At 72.1% G+C, this 21,606-nt stretch carries 18 protein-coding genes; 8 read left to right on the top strand and 10 right to left on the bottom strand.

Translation table 11 applies throughout. The features are described from left to right. Window positions 1-34: 34 nt before the first annotated feature. Entirely contained in the window at window positions 35-727 is a 693-nt protein-coding gene (locus AC0VXQ_RS08890) for an HAD family hydrolase (protein WP_475528431.1), read from the bottom strand. An 81-nt stretch (window positions 728-808) separates the two neighbouring features. Here AC0VXQ_RS08890 and AC0VXQ_RS08885 point away from each other — a divergent pair, with 81 nt between their 5' ends. Continuing rightward, window positions 809-1,372: a hypothetical protein gene (locus tag AC0VXQ_RS08885; protein ID WP_133566257.1), complete on the top strand. Its 564-nt coding sequence runs from the start codon at window positions 809-811 to the stop codon at window positions 1,370-1,372. A gap of 219 nt (window positions 1,373-1,591) precedes the next feature. After that, window positions 1,592-4,198, top strand: a complete 2,607-nt coding sequence (gene clpB, locus AC0VXQ_RS08880; RefSeq protein WP_475528428.1) for an ATP-dependent chaperone ClpB — start codon at window positions 1,592-1,594, stop codon at window positions 4,196-4,198. Between the two features lie 209 nt (window positions 4,199-4,407). Here clpB and AC0VXQ_RS08875 read toward each other — a convergent pair whose 3' ends face one another. Together AC0VXQ_RS08875 and AC0VXQ_RS08870 are read right to left on the bottom strand one after the other, a co-directional pair. Continuing rightward, on the bottom strand, window positions 4,408-5,799 hold the full coding sequence (locus AC0VXQ_RS08875) for an MFS transporter (RefSeq protein WP_207483745.1): 1,392 nt from the start codon (window positions 5,797-5,799) through the stop codon (window positions 4,408-4,410). After that, window positions 5,796-7,046 carry an alpha-hydroxy acid oxidase gene (locus AC0VXQ_RS08870; protein WP_224799673.1) on the bottom strand — a complete coding sequence of 417 codons (1,251 nt, stop codon included), beginning with the start codon at window positions 7,044-7,046 and terminating at the stop codon, window positions 5,796-5,798. Before AC0VXQ_RS08870 ends, AC0VXQ_RS08875 begins: the two co-directional genes overlap by 4 nt. Before the next feature lie 141 nt (window positions 7,047-7,187). On the opposite strand from AC0VXQ_RS08870, the gene AC0VXQ_RS08865 reads away from it, so the two are divergent. Both AC0VXQ_RS08865 and AC0VXQ_RS08860 read left to right on the top strand, forming a co-directional pair. Beyond that, window positions 7,188-8,123 carry a Sir2 family NAD-dependent protein deacetylase gene (locus AC0VXQ_RS08865; RefSeq protein ID WP_196825908.1) on the top strand — a complete coding sequence of 312 codons (936 nt, stop codon included), beginning with the start codon at window positions 7,188-7,190 and terminating at the stop codon, window positions 8,121-8,123. A 141-nt stretch (window positions 8,124-8,264) separates the two neighbouring features. Beyond that, on the top strand, window positions 8,265-8,471 hold the full coding sequence (locus tag AC0VXQ_RS08860) for a DUF3073 domain-containing protein (protein WP_058730662.1): 207 nt from the start codon (window positions 8,265-8,267) through the stop codon (window positions 8,469-8,471). Window positions 8,472-8,638: 167 nt separating this feature from the next. On the opposite strand, the gene purM is transcribed toward AC0VXQ_RS08860, so the two are convergent. The 5 genes from purM to purF form a co-directional block, all read right to left on the bottom strand. Further along, a complete protein-coding gene (purM, locus tag AC0VXQ_RS08855) occupies window positions 8,639-9,799 on the bottom strand; it encodes a phosphoribosylformylglycinamidine cyclo-ligase (RefSeq protein ID WP_196825907.1) in 1,161 nt (386 codons plus the stop codon). A 76-nt stretch (window positions 9,800-9,875) separates the two neighbouring features. Then, entirely contained in the window at window positions 9,876-10,298 is a 423-nt protein-coding gene (locus tag AC0VXQ_RS08850) for a hypothetical protein (protein ID WP_196825906.1), read from the bottom strand. Beyond that, entirely contained in the window at window positions 10,299-10,703 is a 405-nt protein-coding gene (locus AC0VXQ_RS08845) for a sterol carrier family protein (RefSeq protein ID WP_058730665.1), read from the bottom strand. It abuts the gene before it with no gap. Continuing rightward, entirely contained in the window at window positions 10,703-11,785 is a 1,083-nt protein-coding gene (locus tag AC0VXQ_RS08840) for an asparaginase (protein ID WP_260007986.1), read from the bottom strand. Before AC0VXQ_RS08840 ends, AC0VXQ_RS08845 begins: the two co-directional genes overlap by 1 nt. Before the next feature lies 1 nt (window position 11,786). Continuing rightward, on the bottom strand, window positions 11,787-13,301 hold the full coding sequence (purF, locus tag AC0VXQ_RS08835; protein WP_058730666.1) for an amidophosphoribosyltransferase: 1,515 nt from the start codon (window positions 13,299-13,301) through the stop codon (window positions 11,787-11,789). A gap of 195 nt (window positions 13,302-13,496) precedes the next feature. On the opposite strand from purF, the gene purD reads away from it, so the two are divergent. Further along, window positions 13,497-14,789 (top strand): phosphoribosylamine--glycine ligase, encoded by a 1,293-nt coding sequence (gene purD, locus AC0VXQ_RS08830; RefSeq protein ID WP_475528423.1) that lies wholly within the window; start codon window positions 13,497-13,499, stop codon window positions 14,787-14,789. Window positions 14,790-14,879: 90 nt separating this feature from the next. Continuing rightward, entirely contained in the window at window positions 14,880-15,803 is a 924-nt protein-coding gene (locus AC0VXQ_RS08825) for a phosphoribosylaminoimidazolesuccinocarboxamide synthase (protein ID WP_058730668.1), read from the top strand. Between the two features lie 159 nt (window positions 15,804-15,962). Here the strand turns inward: AC0VXQ_RS08825 and AC0VXQ_RS08820 are convergent, their stop codons facing one another. Both AC0VXQ_RS08820 and AC0VXQ_RS08815 read right to left on the bottom strand, forming a co-directional pair. Beyond that, window positions 15,963-16,739, bottom strand: coding sequence for a FadR/GntR family transcriptional regulator (locus tag AC0VXQ_RS08820; protein WP_058743563.1), 777 nt, complete (start codon window positions 16,737-16,739; stop codon window positions 15,963-15,965). Window positions 16,740-16,992: 253 nt separating this feature from the next. Further along, window positions 16,993-18,657: an L-lactate permease gene (locus tag AC0VXQ_RS08815; protein WP_279752321.1), complete on the bottom strand. Its 1,665-nt coding sequence runs from the start codon at window positions 18,655-18,657 to the stop codon at window positions 16,993-16,995. 411 nt (window positions 18,658-19,068) lie between these two features. Between AC0VXQ_RS08815 and AC0VXQ_RS08810 the strand changes: the two genes are divergently transcribed. After that, window positions 19,069-19,869, top strand: coding sequence for a (Fe-S)-binding protein (locus tag AC0VXQ_RS08810; RefSeq protein WP_058731550.1), 801 nt, complete (start codon window positions 19,069-19,071; stop codon window positions 19,867-19,869). Window positions 19,870-19,876: 7 nt separating this feature from the next. Continuing rightward, window positions 19,877-21,601: a LutB/LldF family L-lactate oxidation iron-sulfur protein gene (locus AC0VXQ_RS08805; RefSeq protein ID WP_081046406.1), complete on the top strand. Its 1,725-nt coding sequence runs from the start codon at window positions 19,877-19,879 to the stop codon at window positions 21,599-21,601. Window positions 21,602-21,606 lie beyond the last annotated feature (5 nt).

Raw genomic sequence — 21,606 nt, 5'->3', positions numbered from 1 at the left:
GGGTCAAGGACCTGCGGAGGTGCCGTCGATCGCCTCAGGCGAACACCGAGCGCAGCATCGCCAGGCTCAGCTGCTCGTGCTCCGCTCGGGCGTCCCCCGCGCCGTCGGGCACCGGCTGCATCCCCGGCACGACGACGACGCGCGCGCCCGCCGCGTGAGCCGCGGCCACCCCGGAGGGGGAGTCCTCCACGACGACGCAGCGGGTGATGTCCACGCCGAGCCGCTCGGCGGCCAGCAGGTACGGCTGCGGATCCGGCTTGGGTCGCTGCACATCCTCATCCCCGATCACCGTGCGGAACAGACCCTCCGGGGCGCGGGAGGCGGTGACCCGGGCGATCTCCGTGGTGGCGTTGGTGACGATGGCCGCCGGGATCCCGGCGTCGGCGACCTCGCGCAGCAGCGGCTCGATCCCCGGCAGGAAGCCGATGCCCTCCTGCGCCACCACCTGCTGGCCGGTGACGGCCAGACGGCGCACGATCTCCTCGGGGGAGAGCCGCACCCCCAGCTCTCGCAGCCGATCCACCGTCATGGACATCGGCTGGCCCAAGCAGGCCAGGGTGTCCTGCTCGGTCCACACGGCGTCGAACTCCGCGGCCACCTCCTCCTTGGTGCGGGCCCAGACGGGCTCGGTGTCCACGAGGGTGCCATCGTGGTCGAACAGGACGGCCTCGGGCAGGGCGGTGCTGGGAGCGGGGGAGTCGGAGACGGAGCGGCGCTGATCGGTCATGGTCCCAGCGTATCGGCCGGCGCCCGGATCGCGGGCCCGGCTCCCCGCGGTCGGGCGGGGCGCGTCCTAGACTGGCTTTCCGTGAGCAGCACCTCCCCGATGACCCCTCCCGTTCGCACCGCCGCCCCCTCGGCCGCGGTGCGCCTGTGCACCGGCGCGGCCCTGCCGATGGCCGTGCTGACGGGGCTGTGGATCACGGCCGGACGCGCCCTGTTCGGGGCGGGCGGGCTGCTCGTCGGCGTCTTCGCGGTGACCGTCCTGCCGGTGTACCTGGCGGTGCTGGGCCTGGCCTGCTGGCGCCTGCTGCGCGATGCCCGACGCCGCCCGGGCGGGGCCACGACCCCGGCGATCGCCGGCGCGCTGGTGTGCACATGGGTCCTGGCGCTGATCTTCGGCTTCCTCGTCCCGGACCGGGTGGAGGGGCGGGTGGTCTCGGCGGCCTCGGCGGTGCTGGGCCCGGACGTCGTCGGGCTCTCCGCCGGCTTCGGCAACACCTTCGGCATCCTGACCTTCGTCGCGGCCTTCGCGACCCTGGGGCTGGCGATCGCCCAGGATCGGCGCGGGTGCCGCGCGGCCGACGGGCGCCCGGCCACGGAGGACGAGATCCTCGACGCCGCCGGGTACGACGGCGGCCGGCTGGACTGAACGGCCGGGCCGATCTGCGGGGCCGTTCCGTCGGCCCCGTCGGCTTCCGGGCGCCGCCCGATCCCCGCCATCGTGCGGAAGAACCTGTGGAAAACTCCTGCGGAACCCCTTGCCCCCTCAAGTTGAGCGGAGTAGACTCAAGGTAGTTGATACAGACGTGGGCAGATCGGCGGGCGTAGCGGCCCGCCCCTCGCCCTGTAACCACCGTGAGGAGCCGCCATGGACACCCGATTCACCACCCAGAGCCAAGAGGCTCTCAACGCCGCGAACATGAACGCGCAGACCGCGGGCAACCCGCAGATCGAACCCGCGCACCTGCTCAAGGCCCTGCTGGACCAGCGCCAGTCCGTGGCTGTGGCCGTCCTGAAGTCCCTCGAGGTGGACGTGGACGCCCTGTCCGAGCGGGCCTCGGCCGCGATCAAGGCCCTGCCCGCCGCCTCCGGGTCCTCGGTGGGCCAGGCCCAGTTCTCCCGCCAGTCCCTGCGCGTCGTGCAGGGCGCGCAGCAGGCCGCGCAGCAGCTCGGGGACCAGTTCGTCTCCACCGAGGTGCTGCTGCTGGGCATCGCCCGGCTGGGCTCGGAGGACCCGGCCGCCGCGGCCCTGTCCCGGGCCGGGGCGGGGGCCGCGGCCATCGAACAGACCATCCCCGACGTCAGAGGAGGACGCACCGTGGACACCCCCGATCCGGAGGGCACCTTCCAGTCCCTGGAGAAGTACGGCACGGACCTGACCGCCGTCGCCCGCGAGGGCAAGCTGGACCCGGTCATCGGCCGGGACGCGGAGATCCGCCGCGTCATCCAGGTGCTCTCCCGGCGCACCAAGAACAACCCGGTGCTGATCGGCGAACCCGGCGTCGGCAAGACCTCCGTGGTGGAGGGCCTGGCCCAGCGCATCGTCTCCGGGGACGTCCCGGAGACCCTGCGCGGCAAGACCCTCATCAGCCTGGACCTCGGCTCGATGGTCGCCGGCGCCAAGTACCGCGGCGAGTTCGAGGAGCGGCTCAAGGCCGTGCTGGACGAGATCAAGAAGTCCGAGGGGCAGGTCATCACCTTCATCGACGAGCTGCACACCCTCGTCGGGGCCGGCGGCGGCTCCGACGGGTCCATGGACGCGGGCAACATGCTCAAGCCCATGCTGGCCCGCGGCGAGCTGCGGATGATCGGGGCGACCACCCTGAACGAGTACCGCGAGAACATCGAGAAGGACGCCGCCCTGGAGCGCCGCTTCCAGCAGGTCTACGTCGGCGAGCCCTCCGTGGAGGACACCGTCGCGATCCTGCGCGGACTGAAGGAGCGCTACGAGGCGCACCACAAGGTGCAGATCGCCGACTCCGCACTGGTGGCCGCAGCCAACCTCTCCCACCGCTACATCCAGGGTCGCCAGCTGCCGGACAAGGCCATCGACCTCGTGGACGAGGCCGCCTCGCGCCTGCGCATGGAGATCGACTCCGCCCCGGAGGAGATCGACGCGCTGCGCCGCCAGGTGGACCGGATGACCATGGAGGAGCTGGCCCTGAAGAATGAGACCGACGCCGCCTCCCAGGACCGGCTGGCCACCCTGCAGCAGGAACTGGCCGACCGGCGCGAGGAGCTGGACGCCCTGAACGCCCGCTGGGAGGCGGAGAAGGCCGGGCTGAACCGCGTCGGGGAGATCAAGAAGCAGGTGGACGAGCTGCGCTCGGCGGCCGAGGTCGCCCAGCGCGAGGGCAACCTCGGGGAGGCTTCACGACTGCTCTACGGGGAGATCCCCGCCAAGCAGCGGGAGCTGGAGGAGGCCCAGCGGGCTGAGGAGCAGACCGAGGCCGAGGACACCATGGTCTCCGAGGAGGTCACCGCCGATGAGATCGCGGACGTCATCTCCGCCTGGACGGGGATCCCCGCCGGGAAGATGCTGCAGGGCGAGAACGAGAAGCTGCTGCACATGGAGGCCGAACTCGGCAAGCGCCTGATCGGCCAGCACCGCGCGGTGCAGGCCGTGGCCGACGCCGTGCGCCGCTCCCGCGCGGGGGTCTCGGACCCGGATCGGCCCATCGGCTCCTTCCTGTTCCTGGGCCCCACCGGCGTCGGGAAGACCGAGCTGGCCAAGTCCCTCGCGGAGTTCCAGTTCGACGACGAGCACGCGATGATCCGCATCGACATGTCCGAGTACGGCGAGAAGCACACCGTCTCCCGGCTGGTCGGCGCCCCTCCCGGGTACGTCGGCTACGACGAGGGCGGACAGCTGACCGAGGCCGTGCGGCGTCGGCCCTACTCCGTGGTGCTGCTGGATGAGGTGGAGAAGGCTCACCCGGACGTCTTCGACATCCTCCTGCAGGTCCTGGACGACGGCCGCCTGACCGACGGGCAGGGGCGGACCGTGGACTTCCGCAACGTCATTCTGATCATGACCTCCAACCTGGGCTCGCAGTTCCTGGTGGATCAGACCCAGGAGGAGCAGAAGAAGCGCGAGGCCGTGATGAACGTGGTCAACGCCTCCTTCAAGCCCGAGTTCCTCAACCGGCTGGACGACATCATCATGTTCGACCCGCTGACCACCGAGGATCTGGGGCGGATCGTGGAGCTGATGATCGAGGCGATGGCTCAGCGCCTGCAGCAGCGGCGCCTGACCCTGGACGTCACCCCCGCGGCCAAGGAGTGGCTGGGCCTGACCGGCTACGACCCGGCCTTCGGTGCCCGCCCCCTGCGCCGCCTGGTGCAGAAGGAGGTCGGGGACCGCCTGGCCAAGGGCATCCTCGCCGGGCAGATCTGGGACGGGGACACCGTGCGGGTGGACGTGAACCCGGACGTCGCCGAGGACGGCCTGACGGTCACCTCCGAGCGCGCCTGACCCCCGGAGGCCCCGCGAGACGGCGTTCTCGTACCCACCTCCCACCGAGACGGCGCTTTCGTTCCCAGAAATCGGATTCTTGGGAACGAAAGCGCCGCCTCGGCGCAGGTGGGCGGGGGAATGGGAACGGGAGCGCCGTCTCGGTGCACCCGAGGGCCGGACGTGCCCGGGAATCCCCGGACATGCCGGCCCCGGGACGCCCGCCGGCCCTACGCCCCCGGCGTCGCCGGGTTGTTGCCGCGGCCGCGGGCCAGGACCATGGCGGCCACGGTCACCGCGAAGCACACGCCCATATACCCGGCGGCCGGGCCGACGGCGCCGTCCGCGGTCTGCAGCAGCCAGGCCACGATCATCGGGGTGAAGCCCGCGACCAGCGCCCCGCTGGTCTCCCGGGCCAGGGCGGTGCCGGTGAAGCGGGTCTCGGTGGGGAACAGGTTCGCCACGAACGCGCCCTGCGGGCCCGAGGTGCAGGAGAGCACCACGCCGTAGGACACGCACAGCACGCCCAGGCTCGCCGCCCAGCTGCCCGAGGTCAGGCCCAGGAACAGCGGCACGGCGAACAGCGCGCCGGCCACCGCCCCGAAGCCCATGACCTTCGCCGCGCTGAACCGGTCCGCGGCCAGACCCGCCACCGGGGAGAGCAGGACCCCCAGGATCGAGGCCAGCAGCACCGCCGTCAGCGCCTGCTGGCGTTCCAGTCCGCCGTAGGTGGTCATGACGGTGATGGAGACGATGGAGATGATGTAGTTGTTGGCGTTGTGTCCGGTCACGGCCATGAAGCCCAGCACCACGCCCTTCCAGTCCGTGCGCAGCACCTCGCCCAGCGGGGTGCGTCGGGCTTCGCGGCGCTGCCGCTGAGCGGCCATCGCCGCCCGGTACTCGGGGGACTCCTCCAGGCGGGTGCGGATCCAGATGGCCAGGGCGAACAGCACCACCGAGACCAGGAACGGCAGCCGCCAGCCCCACCCGAGGAACGCCTCCTGCCCCAGCCCGGCCACGGCCAGGAAGCTCAGGATCGCGATCGCCGAGCCCGCGGCCGGCATCGAGAGCACCAGGGAGGTCCAGAAGCCGCGTCGGGCCGGCGGGGTGTACTCCGCGACGAGGGTCAGCGCCCCGGTCAGCTCGGCCCCGGCTCCCAGCCCCTGGGTGAAGCGCAGCAGGATCAGCAGCACCACCGCCCACACTCCGAGGCTCTGGTGGGTGGGCAGCAGCCCGATCCCCACCGTGGAGACCCCCATGATGAGGATGGTCAGCAGCATCGCCGGCTTGCGTCCGCGCCGGTCCCCGAGGTGCGCGATGAGCACTCCGCCCAGCGGCCGGGCGACGAAGCCCACCGCGAAGGTCGCGAAGGCCGCCACCGCCTGCCCGCCCTCCAGGCCCCCGAAGAACAGCGGGCCGATGACCAGGGACGCCGCCGCCCCGTACAGCGCGTAGTCGTACCACTCCACGAGCGTGCCGATCATGGACGCGATCAGCGCCCGCCCGGCCCCGGGGCGCAGCCCCGTTCGTCCCACCTGCTCGACGCCCGCTCCAGTGCCACCGCCAGCGCTCACGTCCGCCCCCGCCCCGGGCGCGGGCCCTCCTCCGACGACGCGGCTCACGCGCTCCTCCAATCCAGGGCCACCATCTCCGGGGTCAGCTCCGCCATCCGGGCCACGCCCATCAGCTGCATCGTGCGCACCATCTCGGAGCGGAAGATCTCCAGGGCCCGGGCCACGCCCTCCCCGCCGCCGGCCATCAGCCCGTACAGGTAGGCCCGCCCGATCATCGCCGCATCCGCGCCCAGGGCCACCGCCGCGACGACGTCGGCCCCGGACATGATCCCGGTGTCCACCAGCACGGTCGGCTCCGGCCCCAGCCGACGGCGCACCTCCGGCAGGGTCAGCAGCGGCACCGGCGCCCGGTCCAGCTGGCGCCCGCCGTGGTTGGACAGCACGACGCCGTCGGCCCCGGCGGCCACGGACTGCTCGGCGTCCTCGGGGGTCTGCACGCCCTTGATCAGCAGGGTCCCGGGCCACTGCTCGCGCAGCCAGGCCAGGTCCCGGAAGGCCAGGGTGGGGTCGAACAGGGACCCGATCGCCTGGATGGACTGGGACCCGGAGCCGAAGTTCGTGAAGCCCAGGGGCTCGGTGGTCAGGAAGTTGATCCACCACTCCGGGCGCCAGGCCGCATCCAGGAACGTCTTGGCGGTCAGCTGCGGCGGGAAGGTCATGCCGTTGCGGGTGTCCCGGTGCCGGGCCCCGGTCACGGGGGTGTCCACGGTGACCATCAGCGTGTCGTACCCGGCGGCGTGGGCCCGGGCCACGAGGTCCTCGGCGATCCCGCGGTCCTGTCCGGCCAGGTACAGCTGGAACCAGCGGCGCCCGTCGGGCCCGGCCTCGGCCACCTCCTCGATGGTCGCGGTGCCCATGGTGGACAGGGTGAAGGGGATGCCCGCGGCGTGGGCGGCCCGCACCCCGGCGGTCTCGCCCTCGCTGTGCATCATCCGGGTGAAGCCGGTCGGGGCGATGACCAGCGGCATCGCGCTCGCCGCGCCGGCCACGGTGGTCTGCGGGGTCACGGAGCCGACGTCGCGCAGCACCTGCGGGCGGAAGGCCAGCTCGTCGTAGACCTGCCGGGCACGGCCCAGGGAGATCTCCCGCTCCGCGGCGCCGTCGACGTAGTCGAAGGGCCCGGTGGGGGTGCGACGCTTGGCGATGCGCCGCAGGTCCCACAGGTCCGCGGCCTTGGCCAGGCGCGCGGCCCGGCGGTCCAGGGTGGGCTTCTGCAGGTGCAGGTAGTCCCGCAGGGTCGGCAGATCGGGCAGGCGACGGCGCAGGGGCGCCAGGCGCGGGCTGTGCAGGGGCACGGTGGGGCCTTTCCGGGACGGTGATCGGGTTGTCCCCGACTGTAGTGATCCGCGAGATATCCGCCCATTCGTTGCGTTGCGTGGCCCAGATGACGCCGGGTCCCGACGTCGCGGTGCGGCCGGTCTGCGTAGGCTGGGCCCGTGACCTCCTCCTTCCCCGCCGCCGCGGGGGCCGCCCACCGGGCCGCCCTGCGCTCGATCGCCCGCGTGGTCGAGGAGACGGCCTGCCCCACCGAACCCGCGGCCGCGCTGGCCGGGATCGTCGGGCTGCTGCGGGCCGGCGGGGTGCTGGTGCTCACCGGGGCGGGGGTCTCCACCGACTCCGGGATCCCGGACTACCGGGGACCGCGCGGCTCGCTGCGGCGGCACCGGCCGATGACGTACCAGGAGTTCCTGCACGATCCCGACGCCTCCCACCGGTACTGGGCCCGCTCCTTCGTGGGCTGGCGGATCATGGATCGGGCCCGACCGAATCCCGTGCACCACGCCCTGGTGGAGCTGGAGCGGGCGGGCATGCTCAGCGGGATCATCACCCAGAATGTGGACGGGCTGCATCGAGCCGCAGGCTCCCGGACCGTGCTCCAGCTGCACGGCGGGCTGGATGCGGTGGCCTGCCTGGACTGCGGGCACCGCGAGGACCGTCGGGCGCTGGATGAGCGCCTGGCGGCGGCGAACCCGGGGTACCTGGAGCGGATCCGGCTGGATCCGCGCGCGGTGAACCCTGACGGGGACGTGGAGCTGTCCGAGCAGCAGATCGCGGGCTTCCGGATGGTCGGGTGCCCGGTGTGCGGCTCCGTGCGGCTGAAGCCCGACGTCGTGTACTTCGGCGAGTCCGTGCCGCCCGAGCGCAAGGCGCGGGCGCGCCAGATGGTCCGGGAGGCCCGGGCGCTGCTGGTGGCCGGGTCCTCCCTGGCGGTGATGAGCGGGTACCGTCCCGTCCTGGACGGGCTGGCCCGCGGTCTGCCGCTGGCGGTGATCAACGGCGGACCGGGGCGGGCCGATGCCCGGGCGGACATCCTGTGGCGCACCCGGGTGGGGGAGGCCTTCGGCGAGATCCTGGACGCCCTGCAGCTGTGAGCCGCGGCGCCTCGTCGCGCGTGGGCACGGGCTGGACAAACCATGTACCCTGGGATCACGACAGAACTGACAGGGATCCGGGGTCGCAGTGTGCGCTCAGCGCGGCTGCGCCCGGAGTGAGCGATAAGAGGGGGTCACGCCATGGGGCGCGGCCGTCAGAAGGCTAAGGCAACCAGGCAGGCGCGGGAGATGAAGTACTACTCCCCGCAGACCGACTACACGGCGCTGGAGCGGGAGCTGACCGGTGCCAAGAAGTCCGACCGATCCGCGGACCGCTCCGGCGGCGCGCGCGAGGAGTTCGCCGACTACGAGGATCCGTACGCCGAGGAGTACGACGAGCGCGGCTGAGCGCCCGTCACCCCCGGCCAGCGGGCGACGTCCCCGGCAGCACGGACGTCACACCCCGCAGCCGCATCGGCAGCGCGAGGGCCCTGGAACCGAGCAGGTTCCGGGGCCCTCGCGCGTCGTTCGCGGGTTCGGCACGCTGCGCGTCGGCAGGTGCCGGATCGATGGGCTTACGCGTATTCGCCGAGCAGGCGCACCGCGCCGCCGTCCACGCCCTTCGCGCCCTGCACATAGTCCGGGTCCTCCAGGTCCGCCGCGGTGGGAGCCTCGCCCTGCTCCACGGTGCCCATGACCCAGGCGTCCACGCCGCGCTCGCCCAGGTGCGCCACCGCCTGATCCGCGACGGACGGGTCCACCACGGCCACCATGCCCACGCCCAGGTTCAGGGTACGCTCCAGGTCCGCCTGCGGGACCTTGCCCAGCTGCCCGATGACCCGGAAGATCGGCGGGACCCGCCAGCTGCCGCGGTCCACCCGGGCCTCCAGACCCTGCGGCAGCACGCGCGCCAGGTTCGCGGCCAGCCCGCCGCCGGTCACGTGGCTGAAGGCCCGCACCCCGGTGCCCAGCCCGCCGTCCTCCCCCAGCACGGGGAAGGTGCGGGCGAGATCCAGCACGTCCGCGGCGTAGACCCGGGTGGGCTCCAACAGCTCCTCGCCGAGGGTGCGGCCGAACTCGGAGACCTCCCGGTCCAGGGACCACCCGGCCACGTTCACGACCTTGCGCACCAGCGAGTACCCGTTGGAGTGCAGCCCGGAGGAGGCCATCCCGATCAGCACGTCGCCGGCCCGCACCCGGTCCGGGCCGAGCAGCTCGTCGGCCTCCACGATGCCGGTGGCGGCCCCGGCGACGTCGTACTCCTGCGGGCCCAGCAGCCCCGGGTGCTCGGCGGTCTCCCCGCCCACCAGGGCCGTGTCCGCCGCGGAGCAGGCCGCGGCGATCCCGCGCACGATCCCGGCGATCCGCTCCGGGACCACCTTCCCGCAGGCGATGTAGTCGGTCATGTACAGCGGCTTCGCGCCGACCACCACGATGTCGTCCACGACCATGCCCACCAGGTCCCAGCCGATGGTGTCGTGGATCTCCAGGGTCTGGGCGATCGCGACCTTGGTGCCCACCCCGTCCGTGGAGGTCGCCAGGTAGGGCTTGCGGTAGCCGCGCAGCGCGGAGAGGTCGTACAGCCCCGCGAAGCCGCCGACCCCGCCGACCACCCCGGGCCCGTGCGTGGCCTTCACGGCCTCCTTCATGAGGTCGACGGCGCGGTCCCCGGCCTCGACGTCCACGCCGGACTCGGCGTAGGTCAGGCCGGTCTCGGGCTGCTGGGTGTCTGCCATGTGGTGTCCTTCGGGTCGGTCCTCCCCGCGCGGGGGAGGGGCGTGGATCGGATCCGGTCGTCGGGAGGGGGGGATGTCAGTTCAGGGGCTGGCCGTGCTCGTCCACGGGCACCGCCCGGTAGCGGCGCACCCTCTTCTTGGAGCGCCGGTCCAGGATCAGGCCGATGATCGCGCCCACCAGGGCGCCGGCGGTCCCGAAGATCACGGCCATCATGCCGAAGATCGCGCCCAGGGTGTAGGCCTGGTCCACCGGGCCCAGCAGCGTGGAGAACAGGGCCACGACCAGCCCCACGGCCACCCCGACCAGCAGGAACGCGATCACCGACGGGGCCCGGCGCACCTCGAAGGCCCCCACCGGCTCGGCCCCCGCGCGCTCGGGGGTCGCCTCATCATCCGCGGCGGGGCGGACGGTCTCGACGTCGTTCGCGGCGTCGGCGTCCGGGGAGCCCGCGGGGGAGGAGGACTGCGGGGAACGGGGGGCGGAAGGGTGCTGACTCATCTACCCCAGGGTACCTTTCCGGGCCCGCCGCGCGGCGGTGCGGGTCGCGAACAGCGGCAGCAGGGCGGAGAGGTCGCTGCGGTTGCCGGAGGCGTCCACCGCGTGCTCGGCGCGGGCCTGCCCCCAGGTCAGGGAGCCGGTGGCCAGACCCAGCCACACCGGGGCCGGCATCTCCACGACGTTGGGCGGGGTCCCGCGGGTGTGCCGCGGACCCTCGATGGCCTGGGTGACCCCGAAGGGCGGGACCCGGACCTCCACCGAGTTGCCCGGGGCGCGGTGGGCCAGCTCCTCCAGGGCGTAGCGCACGGCCGTGGCCACCGTGGAGCGCCCGGCCCCCTCCGGGTCGGCCTCCCAGGCGCGCACCGCCGCCAGCCCGGTCTCGTCCGAGATCCGCCGGGCCGCCATCAGGCCTCCTGTCCCGCGTCGTCGGCGGCCTGGCCGGCATCCGCGAAGCCCTGGTCGGCGTCGCCTGAGCCCTGCTCGGCGTCGTCGAAGGCCGCACCCAGGCGGATCGCGCCCACGGGCTCACCGCCGCCGGTGATCGGATGCAGAATCTTCCCCAGCACGGCCTCCACCGCCGCCCCGGGCAGGTGCCCGGCACCGGCCAGCAGGGTCAGGGCCGTCAGGGTGGCCGGGCGGGAGGAGCCGTCCAGGACCTTCACGGCAGCCGCCGCCCCCTGCGGGGTGGCCACGCACAGCACCCCCTCGGCGCCGAGCTTCGCGATGACGTCCAGCCCCTCGATGACCACCGTGTTGGGCTCCCCGTGGCCCTGGACCATCTCCGGGTAGTCCACCATCGCGGTGGCCAGGGTCGCGGTGCGGGCGTCCTCCCCGATGTTGCGGATCGCGGCACCCAGGCGGGCGTAGCCGCGGGCCAGCCCGGTCAGGGTGATCGCCGGCAGCGGCGCCCCGCACCCGTCCACCCCCACCAGCGCCGGGGCGTCCCCGGTGAACTCCTGCACGGTCTCCAGGACCAGCCGCTGCAGCGGGTGGTCCGGGTCCAGGTAGGAGGCGGTGTCCCAGCCCTGCACCGCGCACGCCCACAGGAACGCCGCGTGCTTGCCCGAGCAGTTCATCGCCAGGGACTGCTTCCCCTCGCCCCGCTCGCGCAGCCGGTCCCGGGCGTCCTCGTCCTTCGGCCAGGCCGGCGGGCAGCGCAGATCCTCCGGGGACAGCCCGGCCGCGGCGAGCATCCCCGCCGCGGTGCGCATATGCTCCAGGGAGCCGGTGTGCGACCCCGCCGCGATCGCCACCTGCGCGCCGACCAGCGGCGCACCGGCCTTCATCGCCGCGATCGCCTGGAAGGGCTTGAGCGTGGAGCGGGGGAACAGCAGGGCGTCGGGATCGCCCAGGCGGCGCGAGACCGCGCCGTCGGGCTCCACCACCACGGCCGAGCCCACGTGCCGGGACTCCACGAAGCCGCTGCGGGTGACCACCGCCAGCTCGGCCGCCGCAGCGGGCTCGACGGTCTCCAGGGGCTGGCTCATCTCAGGACTCCTGCTCCGCGGCGACGTAGTCGAGGTACTCCGGGGTGATGTCCCCGGTGATGTACTCCCCGGTGAAGCAGGACATCTCCAGGTCCGGGATGTCCGTGGACTCGGTGATCGCCGTGCGCATGTCCTCCACCCCCAGGTACACCAGGTGATCGCAGCCCAGGATCTGCCGGATCTGCTCGATCGAGCGGTCATGGGCCACCAGCTCGCCCGCGGTGGGCATGTTGATCCCGTACACGTGCGGGTAGCGCACCGGCGGGGCCGCGGAGGCGAAGGTGACCTTCTCCGCGCCCGCCGCGTACGCCATCTCCACGATCTCCTTGGACGTGGTCCCGCGCACGATCGAATCGTCCACGATGAGGATCCGCTTGCCGGCGAACTCGCTGGGCAGGGCGTTGAGCTTCTGGCGCACGGACTTCCGGCGCACCTCCTGCCCGGGCATGATGAACGTCCGGCCCACGTACCGGTTCTTGTAGAAGCCCTCCCGGTACTCCTTACCCAGGGAGTGGGCCACCTCCAGGGCGGCCGGGCGCGCCGAATCCGGGATCGGCATCACGACGTCGAAATCCTCGTCCGGGACCTGGCTGCGGATGGTCTGGGCGAGCTTCTCGCCCATGCGCAGCCGCGCCTCGTACACCGAGATCCCGTTCATCACCGAATCCGGGCGGGCCAGGTAGACGTACTCGAAGGCGCACGGCACCAGGGTGGTCTCCCGGGCGCACTGGCGCGAGTGCAGCGTGCCGGACTCGTCGATGAACACCGCCTCGCCCGGTTCGATCTCCCGCACGATCTCGTACCCCCCGGCATCGAGCACCAGGGACTCCGAGGCCACGACCCACTCCTGCTCCGGCAGCCGCTGATCCATCCCGTAGGTCTCGCGGTAGGTGCGCGCGGCCTGCGCGGTCTGCTCCGTGACCGGCCGGCGGCCCAGCACCAGCGGGCGGATGCCGTGCGGGTCCCGGAAGGCCAGCAGCCCGTGACCGGCGATCAGGGCGATCACCACGTAGGCCCCGCGGATCCGGGCGTGGGTCTTCATCACGGCGTCGAAGATCCCGGAGGCGTCCAGGTGGCGCCGGCCCACGTTCTCCTGCAGGGAGGCCGCCAGCACGTTGAGCAGCAGCTCCGTGTCCGAAGAGGAGTTCAGGTGCCGGAAGTCCCGGCGCTTCATCTCATCGGTCAGCTCCCGGGTGTTGGTCAGGTTCCCGTTGTGCACCAGCACGATGCCGTACGGGGCGTTGACGTAGAACGGCTGCGCCTCATCCAGGTTCACCGCGCTGCCCTTGGTCGCGTACCGGACGTGGCCCAGGCCGATGTTGCCCACCAGCTCCCGCATGTCCCGGGTGCGGTAGGCCTCCCGGACCTGACCCACCTTCTTCTGCAGGTGCAGGGTGCGGTCCTCCGCGGTGGCGATGCCGGTGGAGTCCTGCCCGCGGTGCTGCAGCAGCAGCAGCGAGTCGTAGACCTGCTGGTTGACGGGACCGGCCGAGAAATGGCCGACGATTCCACACACGGGCGCTTCGCTCCTGGGGTTCGCGGTGAGGGGGTGCGGCGTCCCGGCCGGGGTGTGATCCGTGACGCCGCAACGAGTATCCCACCTGCGTGGGGCGGATGCGATTCGCGTCGCGCGGTGGTCGTTCCGTGGTCGAGGCGCGGCCGTGGGCGGCGGGCGTCCTGTGCACCGTTATCGATTCGTTACCATTGGGCCATGAAGGTTCTGGTCCTCGGCGCCGGCGGGCGCGAACACGCGATCATCACCGCGCTGCTGCGCGATCCTGCCGTCACCGAGGTGCACGCCGCCCCCGGCAACGCCGGGATCGCCCGCGTCGTGCCCGTGCACCGCATCGACCCGTCCTCCCCCGAGCAGGCCACCGGACTGGCCGAGGACCTCGACGCGGACCTCGTCGTCATCGGCCCCGAGGCCCCGCTGGTCGCCGGGGTGGCCGACGCCCTGCGCGAGGCCGGGATCCCCGTGTTCGGTCCCGACGCCGCCGCGGCCCGGCTGGAATCCTCCAAGGCCTTCGCCAAGGAGGTCATGGCCGAGGCCGGGGTGCCCACCGCCGAGGCTGCCGTCGCCCGCGACCTCGAGGAGACCCGCGCGGCCATGGACCGCTTCGGCGCCCCCTACGTCATCAAGGACGACGGGCTGGCCGGCGGCAAGGGCGTGGTGGTCACGGAGGACCCCGCCGCGGCCGAGGCCCACGCCGCCGCCTGCTTCGAGGCCGGCTCCGCCGTGGTCATCGAGGAGTACCTGGACGGCCCGGAGGTCTCCCTGTTCGTCCTGTGCGACGGCGTCCACACCGTTCCGCTGAGCCCCGCCCAGGACTTCAAGCGCATCGGAGACGACGACGCCGGACCCAACACCGGCGGCATGGGCGCCTACACCCCGCTGCCCTGGCTGCCGGAGGGCTTCACCGACGAGGTCGTGGCCGCGGTGGCCCAGCCCGTCGTGGACGCGATGGCCCGGCGGGCCACCCCCTTCGTCGGCGTCCTGTACTGCGGGCTGGCCGTCACCGCCCGCGGCGTGCGGGTCATCGAGTTCAACGCCCGCTTCGGGGACCCCGAGACCCAGGCTGTCCTGGCCCGGCTGCGCACCCCGCTGGGGCAGCTGCTGCTCAGCGCCGCCGAGGGGGAACTGGACCCGGACCAGAAGCTGCGCTGGGACCTGCGCCCGGCCGTCGACGTCGTGATGGCCGCCGAGAACTACCCCGGAACCCCCCGCACCGGGGATGAGATCACCGGGCTGGCTGACGCCGAGCAGCTGCCCGACGTCACCGTCCTGCACGCCGGAACCGCCGAGCAGCCCGACGGCGTCGGGAACACCCGCGTCGTGACCGCCGGTGGGCGGGTGCTGGCCGTCGTCGCCCTCGGGGAGGACCTGGCCGACGCCCGCGCCCGCGCCTACGCCGGGGTGGAGGCGATCTCCTGGCCCGGCGAGCAGCACCGCACCGACATCGCCCGCCGCGCCGCCGAGGGACGGATCACCATCCCCGCACCCTGACCCGAACCGCCGCCCCGCTCGATCCCCGAGCGGGGCGGTCTCCGCATCCGCACCCCGCATCCCACGCCCCCACGCACAGGAGTCCACCGCATGACCGCTGAGCCCATCGCCGTCCCCGGCTGGCGACACATCTACTCCGGCAAGGTCCGGGACCTCTACGTCCCCGAAGACGGCGCCGACCTGTCCGGCTCCTCCTTCTCCGACACCGCCGAGATCCGCGCCGGGGCGGTGATGGTCGTGGCCTCGGACCGCATCAGCGCCTTCGACCACGTGCTGCCCACCCTCATCCCGGACAAGGGCAAGATCCTCACTCAGATGTCCGCCTGGTGGTTCGAGCAGCTCGCGGACATCCCCAACCACGTGCTGACCCTGGACGTTCCGGAGCAGGTGGCCGGGCGAGCCATGATCTGCAAGTCCCTGTCCATGTTCCCGGTGGAGTGCATCGCCCGCGGCTACCTCACCGGCTCCGGGCTCAAGGAGTACCAGGCCCACGGGACCCTGTGGGGCCGGCCCCTCCCCGAGGGTCTGGCCGACGGCTCGCGCCTGGAGACCCCGGTGTTCACCCCCACCGGCAAGGCGGAGGTCGGCGAGCACGACGAGCCGATCAGCATCGAGCAGGTCAACGAGGCCGTGGGACAGGCCATGGGGGACCGGCTGCACGAGCTGACCCTGCAGATCTACACCACGGCCGAGCGGATCGCCCGGGAGCAGGGGATCATCCTCGCGGACACCAAGGTGGAGTTCGGCCTGGATTCCTACCGGGGGGAGGTGACCCTCGGCGACGAGGTGCTCACCCCCGATTCCTCCCGCTTCTGGGACGGGGCCCAGTGGGAGCCGGGCCGCCCGCAGGCCAGCTTCGATAAGCAGTTCGTCCGGGACTGGCTGACCTCCCCGGAGTCCGGCTGGGATCGGCAGGGTCCGCCGCCGGAGCTGCCGGGCGACGTCGTGGAGATGACCCGCGGCCGCTACGTCGAGGCCTTCGAGCGCCTGACCGGCACCGAGTTCACCCCGTAGGGGAGGCGGGGCGCCCGTCCTGCGCTCCGCCGCGCTCTGCCCCTCCCCGCGCCCCCTTCCGGCGCGTTGGGGAGGGGTTTCGGTGTGTGGGAGCGTTCTCGTGGCTCCCAGACGTCGGAAACGCTCCCAAACCCGGGGGAGAGGGCGGCGGGGCTTGTGTCAGGCGGGGGTCGGCCAGGCGGTGGCGTGGAACCAGGAGATGTGCTCGGCGACGGCGGCCGCGGCCTCCTCCGGGCGGGCCCGCTCCACCGCGGCCAGGATCCGGCGGTGCTGTACCTGCAGCCGACGCCGCACCCCCGGCCAGTCGTCCAGGCGCAGCACCCCCTCCTGCACGTAGCCGACGGTGGCCTGGCGCAGGGAATCCAGGATCGTGGTGACCACGATGTTCCCGCCCAGCGAGCTGATCAGCAGGTGGAAGGCGGCGTCCTGCGCGTGGAAGCGCTCATCCGGAAGTCCAGGATCGTCCAGCTCCGCCAGCAGGTCCGATGCCTCCGCCAGCAGGGCCGTGGTCCGGGCGAGCCGCTCCTGGTCGGCGGCCCCGTCCTCGACGGCGTCGGTGGCCTCACCATCGCGGGCGACACCGACGGCGCGGGCGGCGTCGGCGGCCGCGCGGGATTCCAGGGTGATGCGGGTGGCCACCACGTCCGGCACGGGCAGGGATCGGGAGGCCAGGTGCATCCGCAGCCCCCACCCCAGCGCGGCCGAAGGCTCGGAGATCACCACGGCCCCCGCGTTCGGACCGGAGCCCACCCCGGAGCGCACCAGACCCATCGCGTCCAGCACCCGGATGGCCTCGCGCACCGAGCCGCGGGAGATGCCGAAGCGCTCGGCCAGGCTGCGCTCGGAGGGCAGCCGCTGCCCCACCCGCAGCTGCCCGGTGCGCAGCCCGGTCTCGAGCCAGGTCAGCACGACGTCGTAGGTGCGGCTGGCGGGCATCTGCCGCCTCCTCTCCGGATCGGTTGGTCGATGGGATCAGTGGGACCGGCTGGTCGGCGGGGCCGGCCACGGCGGCCGACCGGCTGGATCGGAGGCACCGGCAGCTCCGCCGGACCGGCGAGTCCGCCCGGACCAGCGAAGCCCGGCTGGGACGCGGGCGCCCCGCCCGACCCACCACCCCGGCCGAAGCCGGAGGGTCGGGGCCGGTGCGGGGCGCTGGCAACGGGGCGCGCGGCGGGGGCCCGGCGTCGGCTTACGGGATCATCCAGGCCAGGGCGTGGGACTGCAGGAACACCAGGACGCAGATGATCAGCAGCAGGCCCACGGACCACGGGAACACGGCCTTGAAGATCTCCGACTCCTTGCCCTCCATCTTCACGGAGGTGGCCGCGATCGCCAGGGACTGCGGGGAGATCATCTTGCCGACCACACCGCCGGTGGTGTTGGCCGCGACCAGCAGGTTCGGGTCGATCCCGGCGTTGGTGGCCGCCGTGTGCTGCAGGTTGGCGAACAGCGCGTTGGCGGAGGTGTCCGAGCCGGTCACGGCGGTGCCCAGCCACCCGAGGATCGGGGACAGGAAGGCGAAGGCCCCGCCGAGGGAGGCCAGGTACACGCCCACGGAGACGGTCTGCCCGGAGAAGTTCATGACGTAGGCCAGGGCCAGCACCGCGATGATGGTCAGCGCGGACCAGCGCATCCGGTGGAAGCACACCCCGATCTGGGCGAGGGCCGGGCCCATCCCGAGGCGGTAGCGGCCGTTCTCGGTCCAGATCGTGTAGATGATCGCCACGAGGATCCCGGAGATCAGCAGCATGGTGCCGGGGCTGGAGAGCCAGCTGAAGGTGTAGGTGGTCCCGGAGATCGGCTCCCCGGCGGAGGTGAGGATGCGCTCGTGGATCACGGGCCAGTGGATCTTCAGGTCCGTGGCCGTCAGGGCCGCGGGCACGTCCACCCCGAGCTTCCACATCTTGCCGATCGCGAAGACGACGACGACCAGCAGGTACGGCAGCAGCGCCATCCACACGCGCACCGGGCGCAGGGTGGTGTCCTGCGCGGCCGGGCCCACGCCCAGGCGCTCGCGGAAGGCCTCCGCGCCGCGGGGCTTCCAGATCTTGAGGAACAGCACGGCCACGCCGAGGGAGACGAGGCAGGCGATGATGTCGGTCAGCTCGTAGGAGAAGTGGGTCGCGGACCACCACTGGGCCACGGAGAAGGACAGCCCGATGACGACGGCGGCCGGCCAGCCGTCCTTCACGCCCTTGAAGCCGTCCAGCAGCAGCAGGAGGATCAGCGGCACGAAGAACGCGACGAAGGGGGCCTGGTGTCCGACGATCGCGCCGATCACGGCCGGGTCCTCGTTGGTGAGGGTCCCCGCGGTGGTGATGGGGATGGCCAGGGCGCCGAAGGCGACGGGGGCGGTGTTGGCCAGCAGCACGACGACGGCGGCCTTCAGGGGCTTGACCCCCAGCGCCATGATCATGGTCGCGGTGATGGCCACGGGTGCGCCGAAGCCGGCCAGGGCCTCCAGCAGGCCGCCGAAGCAGAAGGCGATGAGGATGGCCTGGATGCGCAGGTCCCCGCCGCCGATGCGGTCGAAGGTCAGGCGCAGGTCCTCGAAGCGCCCGGACTTCACCGTGAGCTCGTAGAACCACAGGGCCATGACGATGATCCACACGATGGGGAACGCGCCGAAGGCTCCGCCCTGGGTCGCGGTGATCAGGGCCAGGTCCAGGGGCATGCCGAAGCCGAGCCAGGCGACCAGAAGGGCCGCCAGCAGCGCGGTGAGCGCGGAGGTGTGGGCCCGGGCCTTCACGCCCAGCAGCATGATGAAGAAGGTCAGCAGCGGGATCAGCGCCACGAGGGCGGACAGCCCGGGGGAGCCGCCGACGGCGTCGGTGGCGGCGGTGAAGGTGTTCACGCGGACTCCTTGGGTCTGGATCGGAGGTCGCGAGCGCACCGGGACGGGCGGCGTGGCCGCAGCGTCGCTGGTGCGGTCGGTGGACTGGAAGGGCCGTCACGGTGGATTGTGTCTCACCTAACAGCCGGTGGTCGGACCACAGCTTACTCGATCACGCCGCCCGGGCCAACTCCGGTGCGCGCGGATGACCTCGGGCCCGCTCCGACCGCACGGGAGACGCGCATCCCGGAATTAGGCAAAGAAAAGCTGATCTAATGTCGCCGGTGAATTTCCCGAGAAATCGCACATAGAGTTTCCGACGGCGACACACCGTCACTATCGTGTTAAGGGACAAGCCCCATCCCGCCGCCTGCCGCGCGCCGCCGTCGACGCCCCGCCGGCCCCGGGAGACCCACCGGAAACGGAGAGACCATGCGGATCGCCCTCTTCTCCACGTGCATCGTCGACGCGATGTATCCCCGCGTCGCCCGCGCCACCGTGGACATCCTCGAACGCCTCGGCCACGAGGTCGTCTTCCCCCCGGGGCAGACCTGCTGCTCCCAGATGCACGTCAACAGCGGCTACTTCGATGACGCCTACCCCGTGGTGAAGAACCACGTGAAGGCCTTCTCCGCCGCGGACTACGACGTCGCCGTCGCCCCCTCGGCCTCCTGCGTGGTCTCCCTGAACCACCAGCAGGGCATGGTCGCCCGCCACGCCGGGGACGAGGAGACCGCGCAGCGGGCGGAGGAGATCGCCGGACGCACCTTCGAGCTGTCCAAGCTGCTCATCGACGTCCTGGGCATCACCGACGCCGCCGAGCAGCTGGGTTCGTACTTCCCGCACGAGGTCACCTTCCACTCCTCCTGCCACGGGATGCGGCTGATGAAGCTCGGCTCCCGGCAGTCGGACCTGATCAAGACCGTGGAGGGGGTGCAGTTCAAGGAGCTGCCCAACCTGGAGGAGTGCTGCGGCTTCGGCGGGACCTTCTCCTTCAAGAACGCGGACACCTCCGGGGCCATGGCCGCGGACAAGCTCAAGAACATCGAGAAGACCGGCGCCTCGATCTGCGCCGGCGGGGACGTGTCCTGCCTGATGAACATCGGCGGGGCGGCCCTGAAGGAGAACAAAGACATCACCACCGTGCACTTCGCGGAGATCCTGGCCAGCACCCGGGAGCACCCGCTGGAGGTCACCGGACGCGTCGCGATGCAGGGCGCAGGGAGGAACTGAAAACACCATGACCGTCACCCAGCTCGGCATGCCCACCGTGCCCCCGCACGGGCAGGGCAACATCTTCGCCGAGGAGTCCTTCACCCACCACGCCGCCCGGGATCTGCACGATGAGACCATGCGCGGGAATCTCAACTTCGCGATGAGCAAGATCCGCACCAAGCGGGCCACCGTCGTCTCTGAGATGCCGGACTGGCAGCACCTGCGCACCGCCGGATCCGAGATCAAGCAGAACGTGCTGGCCCGCCTGCCGGAGCTGCTGGAGCAGTTCGAGGAGAACTTCACCGCCCGCGGCGGGCACGTGCACTGGGCGCGCGACGCCGAGGAGGCCAACCGCATCGCCCTGGACCTGATCCGCGAGCAGGGGGTCACGGAGGTCTCCAAGATCAAGTCCATGGCCACCCAGGAGACCGGGCTGAACGAGTACCTGGAGGCCCACGGGATCGAGGCCGTGGAGACGGACCTGGCCGAGGAGATCGTGCAGCTGGGCCATGACAAGCCCTCGCACATCGTCGTCCCCGCGATCCACCGCAACCGCAGCGAGATCCGGGACATCTTCAAGAAGGAGATCCCCGGGGTCCGGAAGGACCTCTCGGACGATCCGGCCGAGCTGGCCGAAGCCTCCCGCAAGAGGCTGCGCCGGAAGTTCTTCGAGAACAAGGTCGCGGTCTCCGGGACCAACTTCGGGGTGGCCGAGTCCGGGACCCTGACCATCGTGGAGTCCGAGGGCAACGGGCGCATGTGCCTGACCCTGCCGGACACCCTGATCACCTTCATGGGCATCGAGAAGGTCATCCCGCGCTTCGAGGACCTCGAGGTGTTCCTGCAGCTGCTGCCGCGCTCCTCCACCGGGGAGCGGATGAACCCGTACACCTCCCTGTGGACCGGGGTGACCCCCGGGGACGGCCCGCAGAACATGCACGTGATCCTCATCGACAACGGCCGCACCGCGGTGCTCAAGGACGAGCTGGGCCGCCAGGCCCTGCACTGCATCCGCTGCTCCGCGTGCCTGAACGTGTGCCCGGTGTACCAGCGGGCCGGCGGACACTCCTACGGCTCCGTGTACCCCGGACCCATCGGGGCGATCCTGTCCCCGCAGCTGGGCGGCATCGAGGCGGAGGCCAACAACTCCCTGCCCTACGCCTCCTCCCTGTGCGGGGCCTGCTACGAGGTGTGCCCGGTGAAGATCAACATCCCGGACATCCTGGTGCACCTGCGCGGCAAGGACATCGACGCCCAGCACGGCAAGGGCGAGGAGGGCACCAAGCGCGGCCTGCCCACCCAGATGGACGGCATGATGGCCGGGGCCCGGGTGGCCTTCGGCTCCGGGAAGGTGCTGGGTCTGGCGGAGAAGGCGCTGCCGGCCGGGCGCGTCGTCGCCGGGAAGGACCACCGGATCGACAAGCTGCCCGGGCTGGTCGGCGGCTGGACCAAGTACCGCGACATCGACACCCCGCCGAAGGAGTCCTTCCGGTCCTGGTGGAAGAAGAACCGCGGCAAGGCCGCGGCCCCGCGTCCGGCCTCGGAGCGGGTGGACGTGGAGGAGCTGATCCGCGCCAACCGCGGCAAGGCCGAGGCCCTGCACGAGCAGCAGGCGAAGCGCTACGCCAAGGACCAGGATGACTACACCCGCCTGATGGCCTCCGAGCGGGTGGCCATCCAGCGCTCGCAGGCGAAGGGGGATACCGTGGCCGACTACGCCCGCGGCACCGAGGAAGACTACGAGGCCTAGGAGGA

The organism is Rothia sp. QJM3NY_36 (assembly GCF_056173115.1).
The sequence above is the reverse complement of the archived record's forward strand: the minus strand, read 5'-3'. Positions and strand labels throughout refer to the sequence as shown.

Bases quoted from the DNA above. Each gene is read 5' to 3' on its own strand.
- AC0VXQ_RS08890 (WP_475528431.1), bottom strand. From the start codon at position 727: ATGACCGATCAGCGCCGCTCCGTCTCCGACTCCCCCGCTCCCAGCACC.
- clpB (WP_475528428.1), top strand. From the start codon at position 1,592: ATGGACACCCGATTCACCACCCAGAGCCAAGAGGCTCTCAACGCCGCG.
- AC0VXQ_RS08860 (WP_058730662.1), top strand. From the start codon at position 8,265: ATGGGGCGCGGCCGTCAGAAGGCTAAGGCAACCAGGCAGGCGCGGGAG.
- purM (WP_196825907.1), bottom strand. From the start codon at position 9,799: ATGGCAGACACCCAGCAGCCCGAGACCGGCCTGACCTACGCCGAGTCC.
- AC0VXQ_RS08850 (WP_196825906.1), bottom strand. From the start codon at position 10,298: ATGAGTCAGCACCCTTCCGCCCCCCGTTCCCCGCAGTCCTCCTCCCCC.
- AC0VXQ_RS08845 (WP_058730665.1), bottom strand. From the start codon at position 10,703: ATGGCGGCCCGGCGGATCTCGGACGAGACCGGGCTGGCGGCGGTGCGC.
- AC0VXQ_RS08840 (WP_260007986.1), bottom strand. From the start codon at position 11,785: ATGAGCCAGCCCCTGGAGACCGTCGAGCCCGCTGCGGCGGCCGAGCTG.
- purD (WP_475528423.1), top strand. From the start codon at position 13,497: ATGAAGGTTCTGGTCCTCGGCGCCGGCGGGCGCGAACACGCGATCATC.
- AC0VXQ_RS08825 (WP_058730668.1), top strand. From the start codon at position 14,880: ATGACCGCTGAGCCCATCGCCGTCCCCGGCTGGCGACACATCTACTCC.
- AC0VXQ_RS08820 (WP_058743563.1), bottom strand. From the start codon at position 16,739: ATGCCCGCCAGCCGCACCTACGACGTCGTGCTGACCTGGCTCGAGACC.
- AC0VXQ_RS08810 (WP_058731550.1), top strand. From the start codon at position 19,069: ATGCGGATCGCCCTCTTCTCCACGTGCATCGTCGACGCGATGTATCCC.
- AC0VXQ_RS08805 (WP_081046406.1), top strand. From the start codon at position 19,877: ATGACCGTCACCCAGCTCGGCATGCCCACCGTGCCCCCGCACGGGCAG.